The sequence below is a fragment of the Dechloromonas sp. ZY10 genome (assembly GCF_041378895.1).
Taxonomy (GTDB): Bacteria; Pseudomonadota; Gammaproteobacteria; order Burkholderiales; family Rhodocyclaceae; genus Azonexus; species Azonexus aquae.
The window spans coordinates 740,026-762,676 of the sequence record NZ_CP144212.1; the positions used below are offsets into that span (position 1 = coordinate 740,026).

Genomic DNA, 22,651 nt, shown 5'->3' on the forward strand with positions numbered 1-22,651 from the left:
GACCGTGGCAGGTGATGCCGGGGATGTCAAAAGGCCAGGCAAACGGTGTAAGGCTGGGCATCGATGATTTGTGCGGTAGCCACCGGGTTGGCTGCCGTATTCTGATTGATTCCCTGGTTGCTCATTGTCTGCAAGGCACCACCGGCGGTATTGCCGTCATCCATTGCAATATCCAACTGGCGGGCGTGGCGGCCGAGAATGCCTTGCGAACAGACGACATGGCTGCCGCGCAAGCCATTGATCGGGGAGTTGGCGCCGCTGCTGATGCCGATGATGCCGCTGTCGGCATTGCGTGGCAGGTAGTCGGCCGCAGCAGGATCGGTCGGGCCGGTAGCCAACCCGGCCAGGCGGATATGCTGCCAGAACAAGCGGCTTTCGTCTGCGGCGTTGCTGCTGTTCCAGGCGCCGTTGATCTGGCCGTTGCCGAGGCAGTTTTCGCAACTTGCCAGTATCGCACCGGAAACATGCTGCGGGGCCGCCGGATCGTCGCCAGGCAGGGACTTGAATTTATCCTGATAGCCGTAGAGATAGAGAGGGATGGTGCGGAAGTCTTGGGCAAAATTCTTGACTTTGGCGCTGGCGATCAATTCCTGCCCCTTGAAAACCCCGCCCAGGAGTAATCCGACCACCACCAGTACGATGGCGATTTCGACCAGAGTAAAGCCGGCTTGGCGGCGGAAAAACAGGATGGGGGACATGACAGTCTCCAGTAAAGGCCTCAGGACAGCCGTCCGACTGCGGCCAGTCGGCTCTTGAGCAGGGCCGGGCTGAGCCAGAGCAGCAGGTCGTCAAAGTCGGGCGCGGGATCTCGGTGGATGAAAATCAGGTTGGCGTCGGCATTTTCGCCTTCATCGCTGCTGGCGCCGGGTATCTGGCGGCCGTCCCGCCACGCCCCGGCACTCCGCTGGCCGTGGCAGACGACGACCAGCGGCAGGTTGTCGGCAAGGTCGCCGCTGGCATTCTGAGCGGCTTTGATCCGCGCGTTGCCGACGCTTTCCAGGGTGATCGCGCTGCCCAGCGGATCAACCGGCAGCTGGGTAAAGCGCCGATCTGCGTAATAAGTCAGCTGTTGTCCCCAAGGGTCGCTGGCTGGAAGCGCCAGTGTCGCCCAGGGGATGATGCCGTGTTCCCGGGTGCAATCCTCGCGCCCGCCCTCGGACGGTGCGGCGGGGCAGGGCAGGCGGCCTTCACTGAGGACGAAGCCGAGCAGGCTGTCGCGAACCTGGTCGAGCAACTGCCGGGCTTCCTGGCGGGCAGCGATTTCACGTTGAGTGCCGAGTAGCGGCAAGGAGGCTCCGGCGAGCAGTGCCAGCACAACCAGGACCAGCGAGAGTTCGAGCAGGGAAAAAGCGGCTTGGTGTTTCATGGTGTGCTGCCCGATGGAGGTGATGCAGCAAAAAGGTCATTACTTACGGTCGACCGTGGCGAACGCTCAAAAACCACGGATGGATAGAGCCCCTGACCATCGCGTCCAGGATCGGCGTTGCGGCCTTCGAGGTAGTCGCCAATTCTCTGGCTGGGCCGGCTCTGCCCGGCCAGCGCACCGCCGGCGGCGACCACCACCAGAGGTAGGTCTTTGCGTGGGCCGAGATGTAGCCGCCCAGGGGCCTTGGCCTGGCGTTCACCGAGTTGATAAAACATGCTGTCCGACCAGCGGTTGCGAGCCCACCAGCCGGGGCTGTCGGAGGTTGCGCGCAGGAAATCGCAGGCGCGACTTCGCCAGGTGAGCGGCCAGGCTTGGGCGGCGGTGCTACCAATCGCCGGCATCAGGGTGGTAAGCAACGCCTGGCTGCGGACGAGAAGTTGCTCGCTGCTGGCGAGGGCCGCTGCCAGTGCTGCTTCGGCTTTTTGCTGGTTGCGCCGGGTCGGTGACTGCTCGGCGGTGCTGCGGGCATCGGCTGCGCGCTGTTCAAGTTCCAGTTGCGCGATGCTGCTCGCCAGCAGGCTGTCCTCACGGGGGAGCGGGCTGCTGCCAGGACTGGCTGGGGCACGAGCCTGGCGACTCAGCTGCTGGCTGTACGTTTCGATCACGTTGGCCAATTGCAGGAGGGGTGGCTCGCTGGCGGCGAGGGCTTGCGCATAGGGAGCAATCGCCTGCTGAAGCGGTCGGGGGGTGGCCTGGTCTTGGGCAATGAATGCAGCCAGTGTGCTTTGTCGATAATTCAGCCAATAATTCAGCGAACTGACACTGAGATTGTGCTCGACTTGTTCCAGTGCCTGCAGGCTATGCACCAGGTGCTGCAGGCTGGCCTGTGCGGTGGCCAGGTCGCCGCTGGCCAGGGCAAGCAGAGCCCGCTCCCGCTCGGCCAGAAGTCCCGGTGGGCCGCTATGCAACTGTTCGAGTAGTTCCCGGGTGAGTTGGCTTTCGGCTGGAGTCGCCTGCGGGTTGGCCAGGAGTTGTGTGCGGCGGGCTTCGAGATCGGCCGCGAGGAGTTCGCTGCGCCGGTTGCTCAGTGCCTGTTGCAGATGGTCACTGGCGGCCTGGGCCAACTGGGTGGATGCGGCAGTGCCCGTGCAGAGTTGGCCGATGCTATCGCTCGCAGCGGCCAGTGGTGCCGTCAGCTCCGGATGTTCGCTGTAACTCAGCGCCAGGTGACTGGCCAGTGTGCACAGCCGGGAAGTGCCGGGTGGGTCATTGGCGAAGCGAGGGAACTCGCGCAACTCGCCAATCAGGGTGGCGGCCCATGGATCCAGTCCGCTGTCTGCCAACAACCCGGGCAGGCGTTGCCAGAGCGGAGATGCGGCTTGCGCGGTGGTGGTGATCGCGCTGCCTTCGCTGCGACTGATCCGCTGATTGCTGCTGGCCCGGTCTACCACCTCGGCCAGTTGGGCGCTGGCCTGGCGTGCGTCGTAGGCGGCGAGAGCAAGTGGGCGACTGCTGGTGAAAGTGGCTTCGGCAAAGTTGCGCAGGCTGGCAATCAACTCGCTGCGGGCAGCGTGCCAGGCTTGCTGCTCGCCGCTGGCTGGATTTGGCGGCAATGCCGCGCGGGTATCGGCGAGTTGTTGCCGGGAGGTCGCTAGGGTTTGCCACGGGGCAGGCTCCGGCTGGGTCTGTGGCACTCGGCCGAAACGGCTGCCGCTTTGCCCGCGTCCGTCAAGGCTGGCGAGAGGGGCGGGCCACGGGTAGTTGTCGGTGCCGGCATGGCGCTGCAGGCATCGATGGACCTGATTTACGATCCGGGTTTCGACGGCAGCCATTAGTTCCCCTCGGCTAATCGCCAGCACCCGGTCGTTTCCGGAAAGCGCCTCTAGATAATCGCTAGCCTGTTGCGAAGGGCGTTGCTGGCCGGGAAGCGCTACCCCGGGGCCGATCAGCAGGGCGGCAATCTGCGACTGGCCTGCATGGCTGAGGCCGGTGGGCGTGTCGCTGTTGATCGGCTCGGAGTTGTCGTCGTCGTAAAGGCCGGGGGCGACAACTAGCCACAGGCGTTCGCCGCTGCGGTCGCGCAAGGGGGGCTGTGCCAACGTTGCCCAAGGTAAGCGGCCAATATCGGTGGGGCAACGGTTGCGTGTCAGATTGTCGGATTTGCCGTCATCCGGGTAATTGCGTAAACCCGCATCGTTGGTCAGCAGGTCCGGACAAGGCAGGCTTCCGGGGCGGTTGTCGTCGCTCTGGGCCCGGGCAAGCAAGGCTTCGCGGGCTTGCTGCAGTGCCCGAGCCTCCTGCTCGACCAGGGTAAGGCGCCACTCTGGCGATGTGTTGCCAAGCCACAGGCCGCCGGCCAGCAGTGGAGGCAGGGTGAGGGGGAGCAGGCGTCCGGCCTGCCGTTTCAGTGAGCTTGCCATCGCGGCCAGAGCAACAGGCAGTGAGCGATCAGCGCCTCGGCGTCGGCTACGACCCGGCAGTGTTCCGGACGGGCCGCAGTTCCTTGCAGCCAGTCTCCTAAATGGGTGAGCAAGTCGCCAGCCTGGGCGATGCGAATTTCCAGTTCCAGGCGATGCCAGGTAGCGGTGCTCCGTTGTCCGGGCGTAAGGCTCGAGGGGGGGCTGGTCTCCGAGGCTGCAATGGTTAGCCATTGTCCAGAAGGTGGACGTTGGGGTGGGGCGGGAGGCTCAGGCAATTCCTGCTGGTGCAGAAAAAGACGTTCCTGCCGGTAGTCGGCGAGCAGTCGGGTGTGCCGCTCTCCCGTGGCAGCCAGAGTTTCCAGCATCCTCTCTTGTTGCAGGGCAAAAGCCTGGCTTGCCTGCTGCCAGGTGGTGGCCCCATCCAGTCGTTGCCCAGCGTCGGCGAACAACAGTGCGGCGGCAATCTGCAGCAGGACGCAGGCTAGCAGGCGTGGGCGAACTGGTCGCGGGGTCATGGTTGCTCCTCGTTGAGGATTTGGAGTCGCCAAGAGGAGATTGGCTGATCGTGCGGTCCAAGCAGCGGAATACCGTGGGCGCAGTCGACATCGGGGGCGTTCCGGGCTGGTGCTGCGAGCCGAACCTGTAGTTCTCGCTGCGGCCAGCGCCAGCTGAGTTCCTGCAGACGAGCGAGGCAGGGCCCGGGCTGTTTCGCCCAGGTTGCCAGTGCCTGTCTGGCCGGTTTTCCATCGGCATGAGCGGTGAGCATTTCTTGCAGCAAATCGGCGGTTGCCGTTGGCAACAGACCATGCGGGTGGTGCTGGGAGGGAAGGCTGTTGCTGCTGATTGTTTGCCGGGCGGTATCGAACGCGGTTCTCGCATGCCAGTTGAAGCCCAGACTGGCTGCCAGCAACAGGCCGCTGGCAGCCAGTCCGATTCTTTCGCCACGGGCGCGCCGGGCTGCCCGGCGAAATTCCGGAGGAGAGAGATCTGCAGCAGGCCGGCTCCGGGCTGGGCACAAGGCATGCAGCAGCGCTTGTTCCCATTTTTCCGCCGTGCAGGGGCTGATCTGCCAATCCGTACCGCTTGAGCCCAGCTTCTGAGGCGAGAGTTCTTCGCTCAAAGTGGGCGGAATCAGGAGCAGCGGTGGGTCGGTATTCTCGTCGCTTGGATGGAGGCGTAGGTATTGCAGCAGGCGATCACTTTCGTCGAGGAGCAGGGGGATCGGCGGCTGATCTTCCGGGAGCGGGATTTGCCGGCTGAATCCGGGTTGTCCGTGGAAAAGAATGAATTGCCGCAACACGCCATCGGCGAGGATTTGCAAGGCGCCACTGAAGCGCGCTGGAATCAGGCCGCTGGTGTCGAGCAGTGCGCTGAGTGGATGGATGCCCGTCGCCTGCTCGGCATGGAGTTGCAGGGTGCCTAGCCAGGGGTCAATCATGCGCGCATCGATTGAGGCAAGGCGCCAGGGGCCGTGATGACGGGATGCCGGGGGAGCGAATACGGTCCGCAATCGACGATCAGGAAAATTGTCGCGTAGTCGTTGCTGCAGGAAGGCCCGGCGGTCGAGCCAGGAAAGAGGTGTCGGGCTGGCCGGCAGTTCGGCATGCTCTTCTCCAGGCAGATCGAGCAATAGCCGCCACGATCTGCCGGCATGGCGACTCAGATAGGCAGCGAAAGCAGCATGGCCTTCGGGTGTCGGACTGAATACGCACGGGGGGCTGGTTGTTCGCTGCCAGGCGCGTAATTGCTTGGCAGTCAGCCATAGCCGCAGGGTCATCGGAGTCCTCCGCCGGAAACCAGCAATTGTTGTAATGGCGAGATCACGCTCCAGGTGGTGGCGATCAGTACCAGGCCGAGCAACATAGTGAGTAGCGGTGGCAGCAGATCCTGCAGTTGTTGCATGCGGGCCTGGGTGTGCAGGGTGAAATGCTCGGCCAGGGTATGCAGGCTTTCGCCAAGGCGCCCGGCCTGCTCTCCGATGGCAAGCAGGCGCAGGAACAGGGTGGGGAAAGGCGAACTGAAGGAGGGGGCGGAGCGATTGGCAAAAGCAATGCTCAGGCTCTGGCCGCTGCTGATTTTTTCGATTGCATGTGCACAGGTGGAGCGCAGGTGTGCGTTGCGCAGCACGTCGCGGCTGATGCTCAGAGCGGCCAGGAGTGGCAGCCCGGCAGCGTAAAGCAGACCCAGGGTGCGACAGAAACGGGCCAGTTCGAAATGCAGCCAGAGCGGACCCAGTAGCGGCAGGTCGAGCAGTTTGCGATGGAGAGGGCGGCGCAGGGTATCCAGGTGCAACAACAGGATGGCGCCGGGAAGCAGGATGCAGCCAAGGAGCAGCCAGGGCGTGGGTGTTTGTAGCCATGCCAGGGCGTGCAGCAGCCAGGTAGTCGATGCCGGGAGTGCAGTCCCCTGGCGGTATGCGAATTGCTGTAATTGCGGTGCGGTGTGGAGAATCAGAAATCCGCAGGCAGCAAGACAGACCAAGCCGCTGAGCAGAGGCCCGGACAGGTTTTGCCGCAACTGCTGACGAAATTGTTCCAGCCAGCGGCGATAGCGATACTGGGAGGCACAGGCTTCTGCCAGATCGCCGCTGTATTCGGCGGCACGGATGCCCGCGATCAAGCCTGGGTCGAAATGCCGGGATTGCAACTGCAGTGCTTGTGATAGCGTCAGTCCGTGGCGCAGGTCATGGCCAAGCCGTTGCAGAATGCCTTTGAGTTGTCGGCTGGCGGATTCGCTGCGGCAGATTTCGATCGTTTCCAGTAGTGGCAGGCCGGCGCCCAGCAGTTGCTCCCACTGGAAGCACAGTTCGGTGACCTGGAGTGAGTTCAGTCGGGGTTCAGGCCATGGCATCGGGCAGGCGAATAGCAGTGTTGCCGCCTGCTCGGCAAGTAGTTGTTCGAGGTCCTGCCGGTCATGGGCTGGCAGCCTGCCGTGGCTGAGCCGGCCGTCGTTGTGCAGAGCGCGATAGAAATGGGGGCGGAGTTGGCTCATGGCTCGAGATCGATCACGCGAGCAGCCTCGGCGAGTGTGGTCAGTCCGGCCGCAGCCAATTGGCGGGCCGATTCGGCGAGTGGCCGGTAGCCATTGGCCGCCGCGGCCTGGCGCAGTTGTTCGGAAGGTGCTCCTGCTGCAATCAGGTCGGCAAGGGCTGGGGTCAGGCGCAGGATTTCCATGACCGCCAGTCGCCCACGGTAGCCCTGCCAGTCGCAATCCTGACAGCCATGCGCCTGCCAGGCCGCATCCGGGTCGGCCAACTCGGCTACAGGGCAGAGCTGTCGGCAGTGTGGGCACAGGCGGCGCAGTAAGCGTTGGCCGATGATGCCGTTGAGGCTGCTGGCCAGGGTGGCCCGCGAAATTCCGAGGTCAAGCAGCCGGGGGAGTGCCGCCAGCGCCGAGTTTGCATGCAGCGTGGTGTAGACCTGATGGCCAGTCAGGGCTGCGCAAAAAGCCATTTCGGCGCTGGCCGTGTCGCGAATTTCGCCAACCATGATGATGTCCGGGTCCTGGCGCAGTAGCGAGCGAATCCCATTGGCGAAGTCGAGGCGAACTGCATCGCAAACCTGGGTTTGCCGGATCAGCGGTAAAGGGTGTTCGACCGGGTCTTCGAGCGTCATGGTGTTGACCCCGGTATGGCTGACCATGTCGAGCAGCGAATAGAGGGTGGTTGTTTTTCCGCTGCCGGTCGGGCCGGTAACGATCAAAATGCCTTCGGGGCGTTGGCGGACCCGCTCAAGCAATTGCTCGCTGGCAGTATCGAGTCCGAGTTGCCGCAGCGATAACAGGCTGCGCTTGCGATCGTGGATGCGCAGAACCAGGTTTTCGCCGTGCAGGGTAGGCAGGCTGGCGACCCGGAAATCAACCTCGCGCCCGGCGATGCGTTGAGTGAAACGACCATCCTGGGCACTACGGCTGTCAGCGATGTCCAGGCCGGCCAGCAGTTTCAGACAGATCAGCAGCGGTTGCCAGATGCGCTCCGGGACTAGCCGGATGACGCGAAGCCAGCCATCAATCCGGTAGCGAATCCGGGCAAAGCCGGCCTCCGGTTCGAAATGCAGGTCGGAGGCTTCGAGGCGGACGGCATCGGCAATCAGGGCGTCGAGCAGGGGGCGGATTGCCGGTCGCTCGCCGCGTACCGGCTTGAATGAGAGTTGCTGCTCGGCATCAAGTTGCGCCAGTAGGCGGTCAATTTCCTCGCTGTAGCCATAGTGCCGGTCAATGGCCTGCTCGATTTCGGCCAGGGAGGCAGCATGGAGCTGGATTTCGCTGCCGGCTGGCAAGTGCTGACGGAGTTGCTCGCGCAGACCGAGGTCGGCGGGATGTTCGGCAAGCAGGGAAAATTGCGCATTGTCCGGCGCGCTGGCAAAGGGAAATATTTTCAGGCGGACGGCCAGCGCTCTTGGTATCCACTGTTCGATGCGGCGGTCGTGGCGGTGTCGATGCGGATCGAAGCAAGGCGGCGCGGCGGTGGTTTGCGGCAGCTGAGTGTGCGCGGTAATCGGCGCAACGCCCGGGCCGGAGATAGATGCGGCGGCATCCGGGGAATTCCCGGTTTCAGTTGTCGACCGTGGGAAAAGGTGGTGTTCTTTCATCGCATACCTCCGCTAGCAAGTGCCGTCAGTCGTTGCCTGGCCTGCTCGAGTGGGAAGCGGTGAGGATGTGTCTGCGCCTGTCGCAGGGCTTCCTGGTATGCCGCTGCGGCTGCTTTCGGTTGGCCTTGATGGTCCTTGGCAACCGCCAGGTTGTACCAGGTGTCGGGAGCATCGGTGGCGCGTCGCAGGCTTTTTTCGAAGGCTTGGGCGGCAGTTTTCCAGTCGGCTTCCTCGCCGTGCGCAACACCTTCGGCAAAGTGCAGTGTCGGACTGTCCGGATACAGGGTGCCCAGTAACTGGAGCATTCGGGCCGATCCCCGCGTATTTTCTGCCAGCCAGCCGATGGCCTGGCTTTCCGGGGTTTCACCGGTGCCATGGTTGGCTTGGCGGTGACGCTCCCGGGCGCGATCAGTAGCGCCTTGAGCGCTGTCGAGCAGCGCTAGCGCCCGCAGGCTGGGCGCATGCCCGGGATACTCGCGTAGAAGTGTTTCGAGCATTTCTCGGGCAGTATCCAGGTCGTGCTGGCGCAATGTCTGGCGTACTCCTTCCCAGTGTTGCTGCAACCGGGCTTCCAGATTTGTTGGGGCCGGTCGTGGGCGGGGTGGCTCCGGTGCTTCGACGGTTTCTGGCTGTGACAAAGGCTGGGCTGGTGTGGCCAGCGGTAACGCTGGTAAGGTCAGTGTTGGTGCAGCCTGCGTAGGCCATGTGGGCGGTGGCATGGACGTGGGTAACTCGTCGCCAAAGTAGGCGACGCTTGCCGCACCGCAAGTCATTCCCGCCGCCGTCAGCAGCAGGGCGTGGCGCCAGGGCATCGCGATGCTTCCCGATCCGATCATGGGACGGTCCCCTTTTTTGGCTGGCTGGGTAGATGCTCCCGCCAGTCGCGGTAATCGCCTAGCAGGCTGGCTTGACGGATCAGTAGCGGGCGGAGAAAAACCACCAACTCGGTTTTCCGGCGTTGTTGCTGGCGATTTGTGAATATTTCGCCTATGGCCGGCAGTTCTCCCAGTCCCGGGATTCGCTTGTTGCGCTCATCGCTGGCATCTTCCATCAGCCCACCCAGCACTGCGATCTGACCGCTATCGATGCGCATGATGGATTCAATTTCGCGGGTACGGATGACTGGTACCAAGTTTTCAATACCATTTTTGCGCAGGTCAGGGTTGGGGTCGGGAACTTCCCTGCCGATGCTGGTGATCGTTGGCCGGATGTTGAGAATGATTTGTCCGTCTTCGGCAATTTGCGGGGTTACCGCCAATGTCAAACCGACAGGAATGGTTTGGGGGGTCGTGGTGTAGGTTGTCGTCGTGCCGACATTGGCGGTGGCGATAGCATCTGCCTTGACCGTAAAGTAGACATAGTTTTCGACTACTTTCAGCAGTGCACTCTGGTTGTTCAACACAGAAAGGCGCGGGCTCGAAAGGACGCGGGTTTGACCAAAGCTGGCGAGCAGCGAAAGCAGGGCCTCCGGGTGCTCGTTACGGGTGAATTTCAGATTGACCCCGGTACGCAACGGATTGCCGAGGAATTCGAATAGGCCGCCGGCTCCGAGTCGGCTCCAGTCAATCCCTTGCTCGTAACCATCGTGCAGGGCAACTTCGACTACTGTGGCTTCGATCAGAACCTGGCGGCGGGCGGCGAGCAGGACCCGCTGGATGAATTCGCGAATCTTGTCGTGCTGGCGCTGGTTGGCGCGCACGCCGATAACCCCGCTTTCCTGGTGAACGATGATGGCGGCAGCTTCGCGCACCGTACTGCGCCGGACGCGCAAATTGCTGCTGGATTGGCTGTCGGAAAATGCCGGAGCGTTTTGCTGGGGGCCAGGGGAGCGCTGGCGCGAGGCTGGACGGGGAGGGAAATGCGGCCCGTTGTTTTGCTGCACCTGTTGTTGTTCGACCTGGGTTTCGCTTGACCCATCCGGCAATGGCTGGTCATGTTCGCGCAGGATGTCTTTCAGGTTGCGCTCCAGGTTCTCCCAGAATTGATGTCGACTGCTATTTTCGATCCTGCTGCTGGACAGGTTGTTGCTGCTTGGTGCAGCACCCGGCAAGGGAGTTGTAGCCGGGAGGGTTGGGGGGCCGCCGGCTATCTGGGCGCTGCTGCCAACCAGGGTATTGGCGCTACGGCTGAGGTTGGGATAGTCCACCTGGTAGTAGGCGAGATAGGGTGAGTCCGGTAGTACCGACAGCGTGTTTTCGCTGAATTCAAAGCGCAATTCATGTTGTCGCGCCAGGCGTTCAAGAATCAAGGGAAGAGGTTGATCAACTGCATGCAGGCTGACCTTGCCGCTGATGGCCGGGTGTAAGTCAAGGTTTAGCCGTGCGTCGCGGGCGAGGGCCAGCAGCAATTCGGGCAGGTTTTGATTGTTGACCGTAATGCTGAGACGCAATTGTTCCTGCTTGGTCCGCAAGGGCGGCAACTCCAGGCTTTCCCGCAGGAGTGGCGGAATCCCCGGGGTGCTCGGCGCAGTCTCGGCGGCCGGCGTCAGGTGGCCACGACCGGAGCTTGCGCCGTATTGCGGCGCGCAGGCCTGGCAGCACAGGATCAATGTGATCAGGAGGGCGGGCTTGAACATGTCTGATGATTTGACTTTTATGTACTTGTTTTATGACATTGTTTTAATTATTTCAAGTTGATGCCCTTGGTCTTTTTGGCGTTGGTGCCGCGTGAGTCGGCTTCTGCTAAAATCGACAGCTTGCCTTTGGAGGGGACTGCCTTGCCCGCCGATATCCTGGTCGATATCGAAGACCTGCACTTTGCCTATGACGGCCGCCCGATCCTGCGCGGAATCAATATGAAGATTCCTCGCGGGCGTGTAGTCGCGATCATGGGCGGGTCGGGGTGTGGCAAGACAACGCTGCTTCGTTGCATTGGCGGGCAGTTGCGGCCTTCTGCCGGCGAGGTCCGGTTTGGTAATGACGCGGTATCGGCAATGTCCGAGGCCGCGCTGTATCGGTTGCGGCGCAAGATGGGCATGCTGTTCCAGTTTGGTGCCTTGTTCACCGATATGTCGGTGTTTGACAATGTGGCCTTTCCTCTGCGTGAACATGCCGGTTTGCCCGAGAGCATGGTTCGCGACCTGGTCCTGATGAAGCTTGAAGCCGTTGGTTTGCGCGGCGCGCAACGCCTGATGCCGAGCGAATTGTCGGGTGGGATGGCGCGGCGGGTGGCGCTGGCGCGTGCGATTGCGCTGGATCCGATGCTGGTGATGTACGACGAACCCTTCACTGGTCTCGATCCGATTGCTCTGGGCGTGATCGGCCAGTTGATCCGCCGGCTCAACGACGCCCTTGGAGCAACTTCGATCATGGTGACCCACGACGTCCATGAGTCGCTGGCGATTGTCGATTACATCTATTTCCTGTCGGAAGGGCGGGTGGTCGCCGAGGGAACGCCGGACGAAATTCGCGCCTCGCAAGACCCCTTTGTGCACCAGTTTGTTCATGCCGAGGCCGACGGCCCGGTGCGTTTTGACTATCCGGCGCCGTCGGTTGCCCGGGAATTCCTCGGTGGGAGGTCGCATGCCTGACTTGCTGCGGCCATTGCGCCGGCTCGGACATGCCGCAGTTGAGCGCATCTGGCGCCTGGGGTTTGCCACCCGCTTCCTGTTTGCCATCCTGCGGCATTCTGGAACGGCCCTGCTGCGCTTGCCGTTGCTGCTGCGCGAAATCTATTTCAGCGGTGTGCTTTCGCTGGTGATCATTCTGGTTTCGGGCCTGTTTGTCGGCTTGGTGCTTGGGTTGCAGGGTTACGAAACCTTGCAGCGCTACGGCTCGACCGAGGCGCTCGGGATTCTGGTCGCACTCTCGCTGACGCGCGAACTGGGGCCGGTGGTCGCTGGCCTGCTGTTTGCATCGCGGGCCGGGTCGTCGATTACTGCCGAAATCGGCCTGATGAAGGCCACCGAACAATTGAAGGCGATGGACATGATGGCCGTCAGCCCGATTGCCCGCGTGGTGGCGCCGCGCTTCTGGGGCGGCGTGATTGCGATGCCTTTGCTGGCAGCATTGTTTTCGGCAATGGGCGTGATCGGGGGCTGGCTGATCGGAGTGGTCTTCATCGGGGTCGATGATGGCGCCTTCTGGTCGCAGATGCAGGCCGGCGTCGATTTCCGCTATGACATAGTGAATGGCGTGATCAAGAGCGTGGTATTTGGTTTTGCCGTTGCATTGATCGCCGTTTTTGAGGGCTACGATTCGGCGCCTACCGCCGAGGGCGTGTCGCGGGCGATTACCCGCACCGTGGTGACCTCGGCGCTGGCCATCCTTGCGCTGGATTTTATCTTGACCTCGTTCATGTTCCGGGGAACTTCATGAATCGCACCGTACTCGACCTGTGGGTCGGTTTTTTTGTCGCCATCGGCTTGGGCGCCCTGTTGTTTCTGGCACTCAAGGTGGGCAACCTTTCCTCGGCCCAGTTGTCCGATACCTACGTCCTGCAGGCCAAGTTTGATAATATCGGCGGCCTGAAGGTACGTGGCCCGGTGAAGAGTGCCGGGGTGGTGGTCGGGCGGATTGCCGAGATTCGTTTCGATCCGGCCAGCTATGAAGCCGTGGTGACGATGAATGTCGATGGCCGGTACCGTTTTCCCAAGGATACCTTTGCATCGATTTATACCGCCGGCCTGCTGGGCGAGCAGTACATCGGACTGGATGTCGGTGGTGATGAGAAAATGCTGAATTCCGGGGATACGATCGCGAAAACCCAGTCTGCCGTGGTGCTGGAGAAACTGATCAGCCAGTTTCTCTTCAACAAGGCGGCAGAAGGACAGGACAACAAATAATGCAGATCAGCACACAACGATACGGAGATCATGGCTGGCGGGCCCTGCTCGTCGGCGCTGCCGCCATGGTCTGGAGCCTCGCTGCCGCAGCCGGGGATAATCCGCGCGACCCTTACGAGGGATTCAACCGGACCATGTTCGCGGTGCACGAAAGTCTTGACCAGGCAGTCATTCGCCCGGTTGCCAAGGGCTATGACCGCGCCGTTCCGCTGCCGGTCAAGGCCGGGGTTGGCAACTTCTTCGGCAATGTCGGCGATGCCTGGATCGGGGCCAACAACCTGCTGCAGGGCAAGGGGGGCGATGCCGGGATCGATTTGGGGCGCTTGCTGGTCAATTCGACCTTAGGCATCTTCGGGCTGTTCGATGTCGCCAGCGAACTCGGGCTGGAAAAGCACGACGAGGACTTCGGGCAGACTCTGGCCGTCTGGGGCGTCGGTGATGGCGGCTACCTGTTCTGGCCGGTGATCGGGCCGCGCAGCGTGCGCGATACCGCTGGTTTCGTGGCCGATGTTTCGGTTGATCCGGTCGGTCGGGTCGATCCAGTGCGCGTCCGCAACAGCCTGCGGGCGGTGCGTGTGGTCGATGTCCGGGCCAGTCTGCTGCCATCCGACAAGGTGGTCGACGAGGCCGCGCTCGACAAGTATGCCTATATCCGCGACGCCTATTTCCAGCGGCGCAAGAACCAGATTTACGATGGCCGTCCGCCACGCCAGGACGATTGAGAGTCGATTCATGATCAGAAAAATTGCTGCCACTCTGCTGGCTGTCCTCTCGTTTTCGGTGTTTGCTCAAGAAACGCCCGACGTGCTGGTGCACCGGGTGACCGAGGAAGTGCTAGAGATCGTCCGTAAAGACAAGGAAATCCAGAACGGCAATACGCAAAAGGCGATTGAACTGGTCGATGCCAAAGTCCTGCCGCATTTCAACTTTGCCCGGATGACTGCGCTGGCGGTTGGCAAGGACTGGCGCAAGGCCAGTCCGCAACAACAGCAGCAATTGACGCAGGAGTTCAAGACCCTGCTGGTGCGGACCTATTCGAACGCCTTGACTGGCTACAAAAACCAGAAAATGGTCTTCAAGCCGTTCAAGATGAACCCTGGCGACAGCGATGCACTGGTCCGGACCGAGGTCGTGCAGCCCGGCAGCAAGCCGGTACAGATCGATTACAGCCTGGAAAAGCAGGATGCCGGGTGGAAAGTGTACGACGTGGTGGTGGCCGGGATCAGTCTGGTGACCAATTATCGCGACCAGTTTGGCCAGGAGGTCCGCAACGGCGGTATCGATGGCCTGATCGGTGCGATCGCCGGCAAGAACAAGTCGCTGGCCGCGCAGCAAGGCAAGTAAGGTACCGATGATCGACGTTCTGCCGGGCCGTTGGCGGGTGACTACCCCGATGCGCATGGAGCATGCAGCAGCGCTGCTTGCGGCTGGTTGCCGGGCGTTGCAGCCCGGCGAAGTGATCGTTGACCTGGCCGATGTTGCCGACGCCGATTCCTCGGCAATTGCGGTCATGCTCGGCTGGTTGCGGGCAGCCCCGAATTCACGGTCAACCCTGCGCTTTGCCAATATTCCGGCCGGCGTCGCCGCCTTGGCCGATTTGTATGGCGTCAGCGAACTGCTGCCGCGCCCCTGAATCCGGAGTTTTTTTGTCTGCTGCTGTAGCCATTGAGGGAGTTGCCAAGCGCTTCGGTGCTTTGCAGGCACTGGCCGGGGTTTCGCTGGAAATCGCGGCCGGTGAGTTTTTCGCGCTGCTCGGTCCCAACGGCGCCGGCAAAACCACGCTGATTTCGACTCTGGCCGGGCTGGTTCGCCCCGACGTGGGCAGCATCCGGGTGCTCGGTTACGACGTCATCCGCGATTTTCGCGAAGCCCGGCGGCGTTTGGGCGTGGTGCCGCAGGAACTGGTTTTCGATCCGTTCTTCAATGTCCGCGAAACCCTGCGCATTCAGTCCGGCTATTTCGGTATCCGCAAGAACGACGACTGGATCGACGAAATCCTGCATCACCTGGATCTGACCAGCAAGGCCGAGGTCAATATGCGGCGCTTGTCCGGCGGCATGAAGCGCCGGGTGCTGGTCGCCCAGGCGCTGGTGCACAAGCCGCCGGTGATCGTGCTCGACGAGCCGACCGCCGGGGTCGATGTCGAATTGCGCCAGGGCTTGTGGCAGTTCATCCGTCGCCTGAATGGCGAAGGTCATACCATCATCCTGACCACCCACTATCTCGAAGAGGCGGAAGCCCTGTGCAACCGGATTGCGCTGATGAAGCAGGGTAAGGTGCTGGCGCTTGATACCACGGCCAATCTGCTGGCGGCCCACCCCGGTGCCTCGCTGGAGGAGGTTTTCATGCGCATGGTGCAGCAGTGATCGGCTTCCTGACCCTGTTTTACAAGGAATTCCTGCGTTTCTGGAAGGTGGCCTTCCAGACCGTGGCGGCGCCGGTGCTGACGGCCTTGCTCTACCTGTTGATCTTTGGCCATGTGCTCGATGGCCAGGTAAGGGTGCATGGCATTGAGTACACCGCCTTCCTGATTCCCGGGCTGGTGATGATGCAGGTGCTGCAGAACGCCTTTGCCAATTCATCGTCCAGCCTGATCCAGGCCAAGATCACCGGCTCTATCGTCTTCGTGCTGCTGCCGCCGATTTCCTACAGTGCCTTTTTCCTCGCCTACATCCTGGCGGCGACCCTGCGCGGCTTGATGGTCGGGGTCGGTGTGCTGCTGGCCACGATCTGGTTCGCCGACCTGCAGGTGGTGGCGCCGCTGTGGATTCTGGTCTTTTCCGTGCTTGGTGGCGCCTTGTTCGGTGCGGCCGGGATGATTGCCGGGATCTGGTCGGAGAAATTCGACCAGTTGGCCGCTTTCCAGAATTTCCTGATCATGCCGTTGACCATGCTCTCCGGCGTCTTTTACTCGATCCACTCGCTGCCTGCGTTCTGGCAGCAGGTCTCGCATTACAATCCCGTTTTTTACATGATTGACGGCTTCCGCTATGGCTTTTTCGGCGTCTCCGACGTGGCGCCGCAGACCAGCCTGGGCGTGGTCGTCGTCTGCTTTGCCGCGGTCTCAGCCTTGACGCTGGAACTTTTGCGCCGTGGCTGGAAGTTGAGAGGTTGAACCCGATGATGCACCCCGATCAGATCAAACAACTCATCCTCGCCGGGATGAATTGCGCCCACCTTGAACTCGACGGCGACGGGCATCATTTCGACGCAGTGATCGTCAGCGATGAGTTCGTCGGCAAGAGCCGTGTGCAGCGCCAGCAGCGGGTCAACCAGATCCTTAAGGAACGCTTCGATAGCGGCGAACTGCACGCCCTGTCGTTCAAGACCCTGACCCCGGAAGAATGGAGCGTGAGCCGTGGATAAGCTGTTGATTCAAGGCGGCCAGTCGCTGCGCGGCGAAGTTGCTATCTCCGGCGCCAAGAATGCGGCCTTGCCGATTCTCTGCGCCTCGCTGCTCAGCGCCGAGCCGCTCAACCTGACCAATGTCCCGCATCTCAACGACATCGCGACCATGCTGCGCCTGCTCGGCGAAATGGGCGTCGGCGTGACCATGGAAGGGGTTGATGGGCTGGCACTGTCTGGCGCCGGCCTGAACAATCCGGTGGCCTCCTACGAGCGGGTCAAGACCATGCGTGCCTCGATCCTGGTGCTCGGTCCCTTGCTCGCCCGCTGCGGCGAAGCCAAGGTTTCTCTGCCCGGTGGCTGCGCCATCGGCGCCCGCCCGGTCGATCAGCACATCAAGGGCCTGCAGGCGATGGGCGCCGAGGTCAAGGTCGAGCACGGCTACGTACATGCCCGCGCCCAGCGGCTCAAGGGGGCCCGGATCTGTACCGACATGGTCACCGTTACCGGTACCGAGAACCTGATGATGGCGGCCTGCCTGGCCGAGGGCGAGACGATCATCGAGAATGCCGCCCGCGAACCCGAGGTGGTCGACCTGGCCAATTGCCTGGTCAGCATGGGGGCCCGCATTTCCGGCGCCGGCACCGACGTGATCCGCATCCAGGGCGTCGATAAACTGCACGGGGCGACGCACGCGATCATGCCTGACCGGATTGAGACCGGCACCTACCTGTGTGCGGCGGCAGCGACCGGCGGCGATGTGCGCCTGACCCGGACCTCGGCGGCCTATCTCGACGCGGTGGTCGACAAGCTGATGGATGCCGGCTGCGACATCGTCATCGAGCGCGACGCGATCCGCCTCAAGGCGCCGCAACGGCTCAAGGCGGTCAGCCTGCGCACGGCGCCCTACCCGGCGTTTCCGACCGACATGCAGGCGCAGTTCATGGCGATCAACTGCGTGGCCGAAGGTGTTGCCACCATCCGCGAAACCATTTTCGAAAACCGCTTCATGCACGCCAACGAGTTGATGCGTTTGGGCGCCGATATTCAGATCGAAGGCAGCAATGCCATCGTCCGCGGTGTGCCGGCGCTGGAAGGGGCAGCGGTGATGGCGACCGATTTGCGCGCTTCGGCCTCGCTGATCATTGCCGGTCTGGTGGCGCAAGGCGAAACCCTGATCGACCGCATCTATCACCTTGATCGGGGCTATGAGCGGATCGAGGAAAAGCTCGCCCGCCTCGGCGCCAGCGTCAAGCGGGTACATTGATCTGAACACTTGAGTTGCCGTGATGCGCGGCAGCGATTTTGGCCCACTTTCACGGTCGACCGTGCAAGTGGGCCTTTTTCATTGCGGGCAGTCGGGGCAGCGCTGGATTTCTACCGTCAGGTGCGCCACTTTGCCGTGGCAGGCCAGCGCCGCGCGCACGCTTTGGGGGCTCAGCTCCGGGTCATGGGTGAGCAAGCTCAGCGCACAGGCATAGGCACCGCTGCCGACGCGCCAGACGTGCAAATCGGTGATTTCGCTACGGCCCGGCAGTTCGCCGACCAAGGTACGAATCTCATCCACAATCGGGTGATCCATCTCGCGGTCGAGCAGGATGCGGCCGCTGTCGCGCAGCAGGTTTTTGGCCCACAGCCCGACCAGCGCCCCGCCGAGCACCGCACAGGCCGGGTCGAGCCAGTCCCAGCCTAGCCACCAGCCACCGGCCAGCGCGGCAATCGCCATCAGCGAGGTCAGCGCGTCGGTCAGCACGTGGATATGCGCGGCGCGCAGGTTCAGGTCGTGCCCGGCTGCATGTTCATGGTCGTGCGGGTGAGGGTGCGAGTGGGTATGTGAATGTGCGTGATCGTGGCCGTGGTGCACATGCCCGTGTCCGGCATCGTCGGCGCGTTCGAGAATGAAGGCGCAGAGCAGGTTGACTGCCAGCCCGATGACGGCCACCAGCAGCGCTTCGCCGTAGCGGATCGGCTGCGGTGCCAGCAGCCGCTCGCCGGCGCTCCACAGCATCGCCAGCGCCACCCCGAGCAGCGCCAGGGCGCTGGTGTAGCTGGCGAGAATCTCGATTTTCCAGGTGCCGAAAGCAAAGCGCGGGTCGTCGGCATAACGTCGGGCGGCGGCGTAGGCCAGGGCGGCGAGGCCGATCGCCAGCGCGTGCGAACTCATGTGCAGGCCGTCGGCGAGCACCGCCAGCGAATTGAACCACCAGCCGGCGACGATTTCGCCAACCATGGTCAGCAGCGTCAGCCACAGCACCTGGCGGGTGCCGCGTTCGGCCGCTGCGCGCGGGCTGGCGAAGCGGTGTGCATGCCGCCAGCGCGACAGATCGTGGGCCGCCGGCAGGTCCGCTTCCGGTATGGGGGACGGGGTTACGCTCATTGCTGGCCGTAGCCCTTGAACTGTTCCAGCACCGCCGCCATTTCCGCTGCGTCGAGCAGAACCGGAGCGCCTAGCTGGCAAGCGCGCCAGTATTGCTCGCACAGTTCTTCCAGCTCGACGGCGAGGGCGAAGGCTTCGCCTAGGTCGCGGCCGGCGACGAGCAGGCCGTGGTTGGCGAGCAGGCAGGCCTTGCGGTTGTGCATGGCTCGCAGCGCTGCGGTCGACAGCGCTTCCGAGCCGAAAATGGCGTAGTCGGCGCAGCGGACGGTCTCGCCGCCGAAGCGCGCGATCATGTAGTGAAAGGGCGGAATCTCGCGGCGCAGGCAGGCCAGGCTGACCGCGAACGGCGAGTGGGCGTGCAGCACGGCACCGACTTCCGGCCGGCTGGCGTAGAGGTCGCGGTGAAAACGCCATTCCGACGACGGTTTGCGCTGGCCCTGCCAGCTGCCGTCGAGCGCCATCAGCGGAATGTCGTCTGCGGTCAGTGCGGCGTAGGGGAGGCCGGTCGGGGTGATCAGGAAACCGTCGCCGCTACGCACCGAGAGGTTGCCGGAGGTGCCCTTGTTGAGCCCGGCTGGCTGCATGGCGCAGGCGTTGGCGATCAGTTGCTTGCGGAGATCGTCCATTGCGCTCAGGCGTAAAGGGTGGTCAGCGGCAGCTGCAGGCCGAGGCTGGCGAATTCGGCGCAGTCGTCGTCGGTAAATGGCAGGTAACGCCAGCCGATGTCGCCTTCGCGGCGATAGATTTCGACGCTACGCTCGTCCTGGGCCACCAGCACGTATTCCTGGAGTGAGGGAATGCGGCGGTAGGCGGCCAGCTTTTCGCGGCGGTCGATGGCTTCGGTCGACGGCGACAGGACTTCGACGATCAGTGTCGGGTCGTCGATCACCCGCTGCTCGTCGGCCAGCGGTTGCGGCTGGCAGCGCACCACCAGATCGGGGTAGTAGAAGGCGTTGGCCGCTGCCGCGTGTACCTTGAGATCGGCGATGAAGGTCTCGCAAGGGCGCCCGGCGAGGTGCTGGCGGAGCACGACAAACAGGTTGCCGCTGATCCGGTTGTGCTTGGCCGTGGTTCCGGTCATCGCGTGGATTTCACCATCGACGTACTCGTGCTTGAGCTCGGCGCTGGCGTCGAAGGCCAGGTATTCGGCGGGGCTGAGCAGGTGCGGCTTGCAGACAGGATTGGGCATGAAAGTACCTCAAGGTCGGCGGCGTTGCGCCCATTCTCTCATTTTTCGCCGGCCGCTTCCGGATACAGCGTGCGCAGGCCGGCGGCGCTGGCCGGGCAGACGCCGCGTTCGGTGATCAGCGCGGTGACGAGGCGGGCCGGGGTGACGTCGAAGGCCGGGTTGGCCACGGTTTCGCTGGCCGGCAATTGGCGTAAAGCGCTCGGCTGGGCGTGGTGGTCGAGGCCATGCACCAGGCGGAATTCGTCGCCGTCGCGTTCCTCGATCGGGATCGCATCGCCGCTGGCGCAGGCGAAATCGAGGGTCGAGCGCGGCGCCGCGACGTAGAAGGGAATGCCGTTGTCGGCGCAGGCCAGGGCCTTGAGATAGGTGCCAACCTTGTTGGCGACGTCGCCGTTGGCGGCGATCCGGTCGGCGCCGACGATCACCGCATCGACCTGACGGTTGCGCAGCAGGAGGCCGGCAGCGTTGTCGGCGAGCAGCGTGTGCGGCACGCCGTGCTGCGCCAGTTCCCAGGCGGTGAGCAGGCCCTGGTTGCGCGGCCGGGTTTCCGAGACCAGCACTTCGACCGGCACGCCGGCAGCGTGCGCGGCATAGACCGGCGACAGCGCGGTACCCCAGTCCACGGTCGCCAGCCAGCCGGCGTTGCAATGGGTCATGATCCGTAGCGGCTGGCCGTTGCGGACGGCGATCAGCTCGCCCCAGGCGGCCAGGCCGTGACGGCCGATGGCGGCGTTCTGGGCGACGTCCTCGTCGGCAATCGCCGCCGCTTCCTGCCAGGCGGCGGCGTGGCGGGCAGCCGGCGGCAGCGGGCGCAGGTGGCGGGCCATGCGCGTCAGTGCCCAGTGCAGGTTGACGGCGGTTGGTCGGGTCGCGCCGAGTAGCGCGATGGCGGCGTCGAGGCGGGCGTCGGAGGCTTCGAAATCGAGCGCGATGGCCAGGCCGTAAGCGGCGGTGGCGCCGATCAGCGGCGCGCCGCGCACCTGCATCGCGCGGATCGCGTGCGCCGCCTGGTCGAGGCTGGCGACGCGGACCCAGGCCAGCGCATGCGGCAGGCGGGTCTGGTCGATGATGTCGATGCAGTTCTGCGCCGGGTGGGCGCGTACGGTGCGGGTCGGGATGCCGTCGATGTTCATGGTTTTGCGAGGGGTGAAGGGCGCTGGCCGGATGGCCGCAAGGCCCGGATTCTAGCAGCCCGGGCGGAGCGCTTCGCGGCCGGGGGCGGCGGGCGGCTTGTCAGCCCGGCATTTTTTGCGGATGATTTTTGCCGTTTTTCTGCTTTTTCACCCGTTGACCGTGGATATGCCCATGCACACCCCGTTTCAGATTGCCTCCCGCTTCCCGCAGATGGGGACGACCATTTTCACCGTGATGTCCAAGCTCGCCGCCGACTGCGGCGCGGTGAACCTGTCGCAGGGCTTTCCCGATTTCCAGGCCGAGCCGGCGCTGTTCGACGCCGTGCATCGCCACATGCTGGCCGGCCGCAACCAGTACGCGCCGCTCGCCGGCATGCCCGAACTGCGTGCTGCCGTCGCGGCCAAGATCGAGGCGCTGTACGGCGCCCGTTACGATGTCGACAGCGAAATCACCGTCACCGCCGGCGCGACCCAGGCCTTGTTCACCGCAATTGCCGCGCTGGTCCATCCAGGCGACGAGGTGATCGTCTTTGACCCGGTCTATGACTCCTACGTGCCGGCGATTGAAACCGTCGGCGGCAAGGCGGTGCATGCCCACCTGCGCTTTCCCGACTACGCGCCGGACTGGGACGAGGTCGCGGCGCTGATCACCCCGCGCACGCGGATGATCATCGTCAATACGCCACACAACCCGACCGGTAGCCTGTTATCCACGGTCGACCGGCAAAAACTGGCGAATTTGCTGCGCGGCACCGACATCGTGGTCCTTGCCGACGAGGTCTATGAACACATCGTCTTCGACGGCGCCGAACACGCCAGCTTCTGCGCCGACCCGGAACTGGCGGCGCGCAGCCTGGTGGTGTCGAGCTTCGGCAAGACCTATCACATCACCGGCTGGAAAATCGGCACCATCGTCGGCCCGGCGGCGCTGATGGCCGAGTTCCGCAAGGTGCACCAGTTCAACGTGTTCACCGTCCATACCCCGTCGCAGCTGGCGCTCGCCGAATACCTGCAGGACGCTTCGCGCCACCTCGGGCTGGCGGCTTTTTACCAGCAGAAGCGCGACTTCTTCCGGCAACTGCTCGCCGACACCCCGTTCGAGCTGCTGCCCTGTCGCGGCACTTATTTCCAGCTCGCCAGCTACCGGCGGATTTCCGATCGGCCCGACCGCGAATTTGCCGAATGGCTGACCCGCGAGATCGGCGTCGCGGTGATCCCGGTCTCGGTCTTTCACCACGACGGCCGCGACGACCGGGTAGTCCGTTTCTGCTTCGCCAAGCAGGAAGCAACCTTGCTCGCCGCCCACGAGCGGCTGCGCCGGCTGGGCGGCTGAGGCCGCCCAGCCGGCGCAGCCGCGGCGGATGAATGAAAAAGGGAAGCCGCTCAGGCTTCCCTTGGTTGCGGGCGGTTTTTGCCGCCGGGGCCGGTCGACCGTGGTAAGTGGCCCGC

23 protein-coding genes and 1 pseudogene are annotated in these 22,651 nt (G+C 63.3%); 11 read left to right on the forward strand and 13 right to left on the reverse strand.

The features are described 5' to 3' along the window. Positions 1 to 26: 26 nt before the first annotated feature. Genes VX159_RS03410 through VX159_RS03450 form a run of 9 tightly spaced genes read right to left on the reverse strand, consistent with a single transcriptional unit; the run spans position 27 to position 10,950 of the window. A complete protein-coding gene (locus tag VX159_RS03410) occupies positions 27 to 698 on the reverse strand; it encodes a prepilin-type N-terminal cleavage/methylation domain-containing protein (protein WP_371324589.1) in 672 nt (223 codons plus the stop codon). A 20-nt stretch (positions 699 to 718) separates the two neighbouring features. Continuing rightward, positions 719 to 1,366 (reverse strand): prepilin-type N-terminal cleavage/methylation domain-containing protein, encoded by a 648-nt coding sequence (locus VX159_RS03415; RefSeq protein WP_371324590.1) that lies wholly within the window; start codon positions 1,364 to 1,366, stop codon positions 719 to 721. Continuing rightward, positions 1,363 to 3,786, reverse strand: a complete 2,424-nt coding sequence (locus VX159_RS03420; RefSeq protein ID WP_371324591.1) for a hypothetical protein — start codon at positions 3,784 to 3,786, stop codon at positions 1,363 to 1,365. Before VX159_RS03420 ends, VX159_RS03415 begins: the two co-directional genes overlap by 4 nt. Continuing rightward, on the reverse strand, positions 3,771 to 4,301 hold the full coding sequence (locus VX159_RS03425; RefSeq protein ID WP_371324592.1) for a hypothetical protein: 531 nt from the start codon (positions 4,299 to 4,301) through the stop codon (positions 3,771 to 3,773). Before VX159_RS03425 ends, VX159_RS03420 begins: the two co-directional genes overlap by 16 nt. After that, positions 4,298 to 5,563: a hypothetical protein gene (locus VX159_RS03430; RefSeq protein ID WP_371324593.1), complete on the reverse strand. Its 1,266-nt coding sequence runs from the start codon at positions 5,561 to 5,563 to the stop codon at positions 4,298 to 4,300. The genes VX159_RS03425 and VX159_RS03430 overlap by 4 nt, the downstream gene beginning before the upstream one ends. Continuing rightward, positions 5,560 to 6,777 (reverse strand): type II secretion system F family protein, encoded by a 1,218-nt coding sequence (locus tag VX159_RS03435; RefSeq protein ID WP_371324594.1) that lies wholly within the window; start codon positions 6,775 to 6,777, stop codon positions 5,560 to 5,562. Before VX159_RS03435 ends, VX159_RS03430 begins: the two co-directional genes overlap by 4 nt. Then, positions 6,774 to 8,375: a GspE/PulE family protein gene (locus VX159_RS03440; RefSeq protein WP_371324595.1), complete on the reverse strand. Its 1,602-nt coding sequence runs from the start codon at positions 8,373 to 8,375 to the stop codon at positions 6,774 to 6,776. Before VX159_RS03440 ends, VX159_RS03435 begins: the two co-directional genes overlap by 4 nt. Beyond that, the gene (locus VX159_RS03445) at positions 8,372 to 9,211 is read right to left on the reverse strand and encodes a tetratricopeptide repeat protein (protein ID WP_371324596.1); all 840 of its coding nucleotides are present in this window, start codon (positions 9,209 to 9,211) and stop codon (positions 8,372 to 8,374) included. The genes VX159_RS03440 and VX159_RS03445 overlap by 4 nt, the downstream gene beginning before the upstream one ends. Next, the gene (locus VX159_RS03450; protein WP_371324597.1) at positions 9,208 to 10,950 is read right to left on the reverse strand and encodes a type II secretion system protein GspD; all 1,743 of its coding nucleotides are present in this window, start codon (positions 10,948 to 10,950) and stop codon (positions 9,208 to 9,210) included. The genes VX159_RS03445 and VX159_RS03450 overlap by 4 nt, the downstream gene beginning before the upstream one ends. Before the next feature lie 141 nt (positions 10,951 to 11,091). On the opposite strand from VX159_RS03450, the gene VX159_RS03455 reads away from it, so the two are divergent. The 10 genes and pseudogenes from VX159_RS03455 to murA all read left to right on the forward strand — a co-directional run bounded on the left by VX159_RS03455 (position 11,092) and on the right by murA (position 17,770). Beyond that, entirely contained in the window at positions 11,092 to 11,904 is an 813-nt protein-coding gene (locus VX159_RS03455; RefSeq protein ID WP_371324598.1) for an ABC transporter ATP-binding protein, read from the forward strand. After that, positions 11,897 to 12,691, forward strand: a complete 795-nt coding sequence (mlaE, locus tag VX159_RS03460) for a lipid asymmetry maintenance ABC transporter permease subunit MlaE (protein ID WP_371324599.1) — start codon at positions 11,897 to 11,899, stop codon at positions 12,689 to 12,691. The genes VX159_RS03455 and mlaE overlap by 8 nt, the downstream gene beginning before the upstream one ends. After that, the gene (gene mlaD / locus VX159_RS03465; protein WP_371324600.1) at positions 12,688 to 13,158 is read left to right on the forward strand and encodes an outer membrane lipid asymmetry maintenance protein MlaD; all 471 of its coding nucleotides are present in this window, start codon (positions 12,688 to 12,690) and stop codon (positions 13,156 to 13,158) included. Before mlaE ends, mlaD begins: the two co-directional genes overlap by 4 nt. Beyond that, positions 13,158 to 13,880 (forward strand): VacJ family lipoprotein, encoded by a 723-nt coding sequence (locus VX159_RS03470; protein WP_371324601.1) that lies wholly within the window; start codon positions 13,158 to 13,160, stop codon positions 13,878 to 13,880. Before mlaD ends, VX159_RS03470 begins: the two co-directional genes overlap by 1 nt. 10 nt (positions 13,881 to 13,890) lie before the next feature. Next, positions 13,891 to 14,502 carry a phospholipid-binding protein MlaC gene (locus VX159_RS03475; protein ID WP_371324602.1) on the forward strand — a complete coding sequence of 204 codons (612 nt, stop codon included), beginning with the start codon at positions 13,891 to 13,893 and terminating at the stop codon, positions 14,500 to 14,502. 7 nt (positions 14,503 to 14,509) lie between these two features. Beyond that, positions 14,510 to 14,791: a lipid asymmetry maintenance protein MlaB gene (locus VX159_RS03480; protein WP_371324603.1), complete on the forward strand. Its 282-nt coding sequence runs from the start codon at positions 14,510 to 14,512 to the stop codon at positions 14,789 to 14,791. Next, positions 14,760 to 15,491 (forward strand): annotated as a pseudogene (locus VX159_RS03485) (ABC transporter ATP-binding protein); the annotation flags it as partial. The gene VX159_RS03480 and the pseudogene VX159_RS03485, both read left to right, overlap by 32 nt. Positions 15,492 to 15,520: 29 nt before the next feature. After that, positions 15,521 to 16,273: an ABC transporter permease gene (locus tag VX159_RS03490; RefSeq protein WP_371324604.1), complete on the forward strand. Its 753-nt coding sequence runs from the start codon at positions 15,521 to 15,523 to the stop codon at positions 16,271 to 16,273. Positions 16,274 to 16,278: 5 nt separating this feature from the next. Next, complete coding sequence (locus tag VX159_RS03495; RefSeq protein WP_371324605.1) at positions 16,279 to 16,524, forward strand: BolA family protein; 246 nt, start codon at positions 16,279 to 16,281, stop codon at positions 16,522 to 16,524. Next, entirely contained in the window at positions 16,517 to 17,770 is a 1,254-nt protein-coding gene (gene murA / locus VX159_RS03500; RefSeq protein ID WP_371324606.1) for a UDP-N-acetylglucosamine 1-carboxyvinyltransferase, read from the forward strand. The genes VX159_RS03495 and murA overlap by 8 nt, the downstream gene beginning before the upstream one ends. Positions 17,771 to 17,848: 78 nt before the next feature. Here the strand turns inward: murA and dmeF are convergent, their stop codons facing one another. Genes dmeF through mtnA form a run of 4 tightly spaced genes read right to left on the reverse strand, consistent with a single transcriptional unit; the run spans position 17,849 to position 21,202 of the window. Then, positions 17,849 to 18,880, reverse strand: coding sequence for a CDF family Co(II)/Ni(II) efflux transporter DmeF (dmeF, locus tag VX159_RS03505; protein ID WP_371324607.1), 1,032 nt, complete (start codon positions 18,878 to 18,880; stop codon positions 17,849 to 17,851). Beyond that, positions 18,877 to 19,506: a class II aldolase/adducin family protein gene (locus VX159_RS03510; RefSeq protein WP_371324608.1), complete on the reverse strand. Its 630-nt coding sequence runs from the start codon at positions 19,504 to 19,506 to the stop codon at positions 18,877 to 18,879. Before VX159_RS03510 ends, dmeF begins: the two co-directional genes overlap by 4 nt. Positions 19,507 to 19,511: 5 nt before the next feature. After that, on the reverse strand, positions 19,512 to 20,069 hold the full coding sequence (locus tag VX159_RS03515) for a Uma2 family endonuclease (RefSeq protein WP_371324609.1): 558 nt from the start codon (positions 20,067 to 20,069) through the stop codon (positions 19,512 to 19,514). Positions 20,070 to 20,107: 38 nt separating this feature from the next. Continuing rightward, positions 20,108 to 21,202: an S-methyl-5-thioribose-1-phosphate isomerase gene (mtnA, locus tag VX159_RS03520; protein ID WP_371324610.1), complete on the reverse strand. Its 1,095-nt coding sequence runs from the start codon at positions 21,200 to 21,202 to the stop codon at positions 20,108 to 20,110. 166 nt (positions 21,203 to 21,368) lie between these two features. Between mtnA and VX159_RS03525 the strand changes: the two genes are divergently transcribed. Further along, positions 21,369 to 22,535, forward strand: coding sequence for a pyridoxal phosphate-dependent aminotransferase (locus VX159_RS03525; protein ID WP_371325486.1), 1,167 nt, complete (start codon positions 21,369 to 21,371; stop codon positions 22,533 to 22,535). Positions 22,536 to 22,651: the final 116 nt, after the last annotated feature.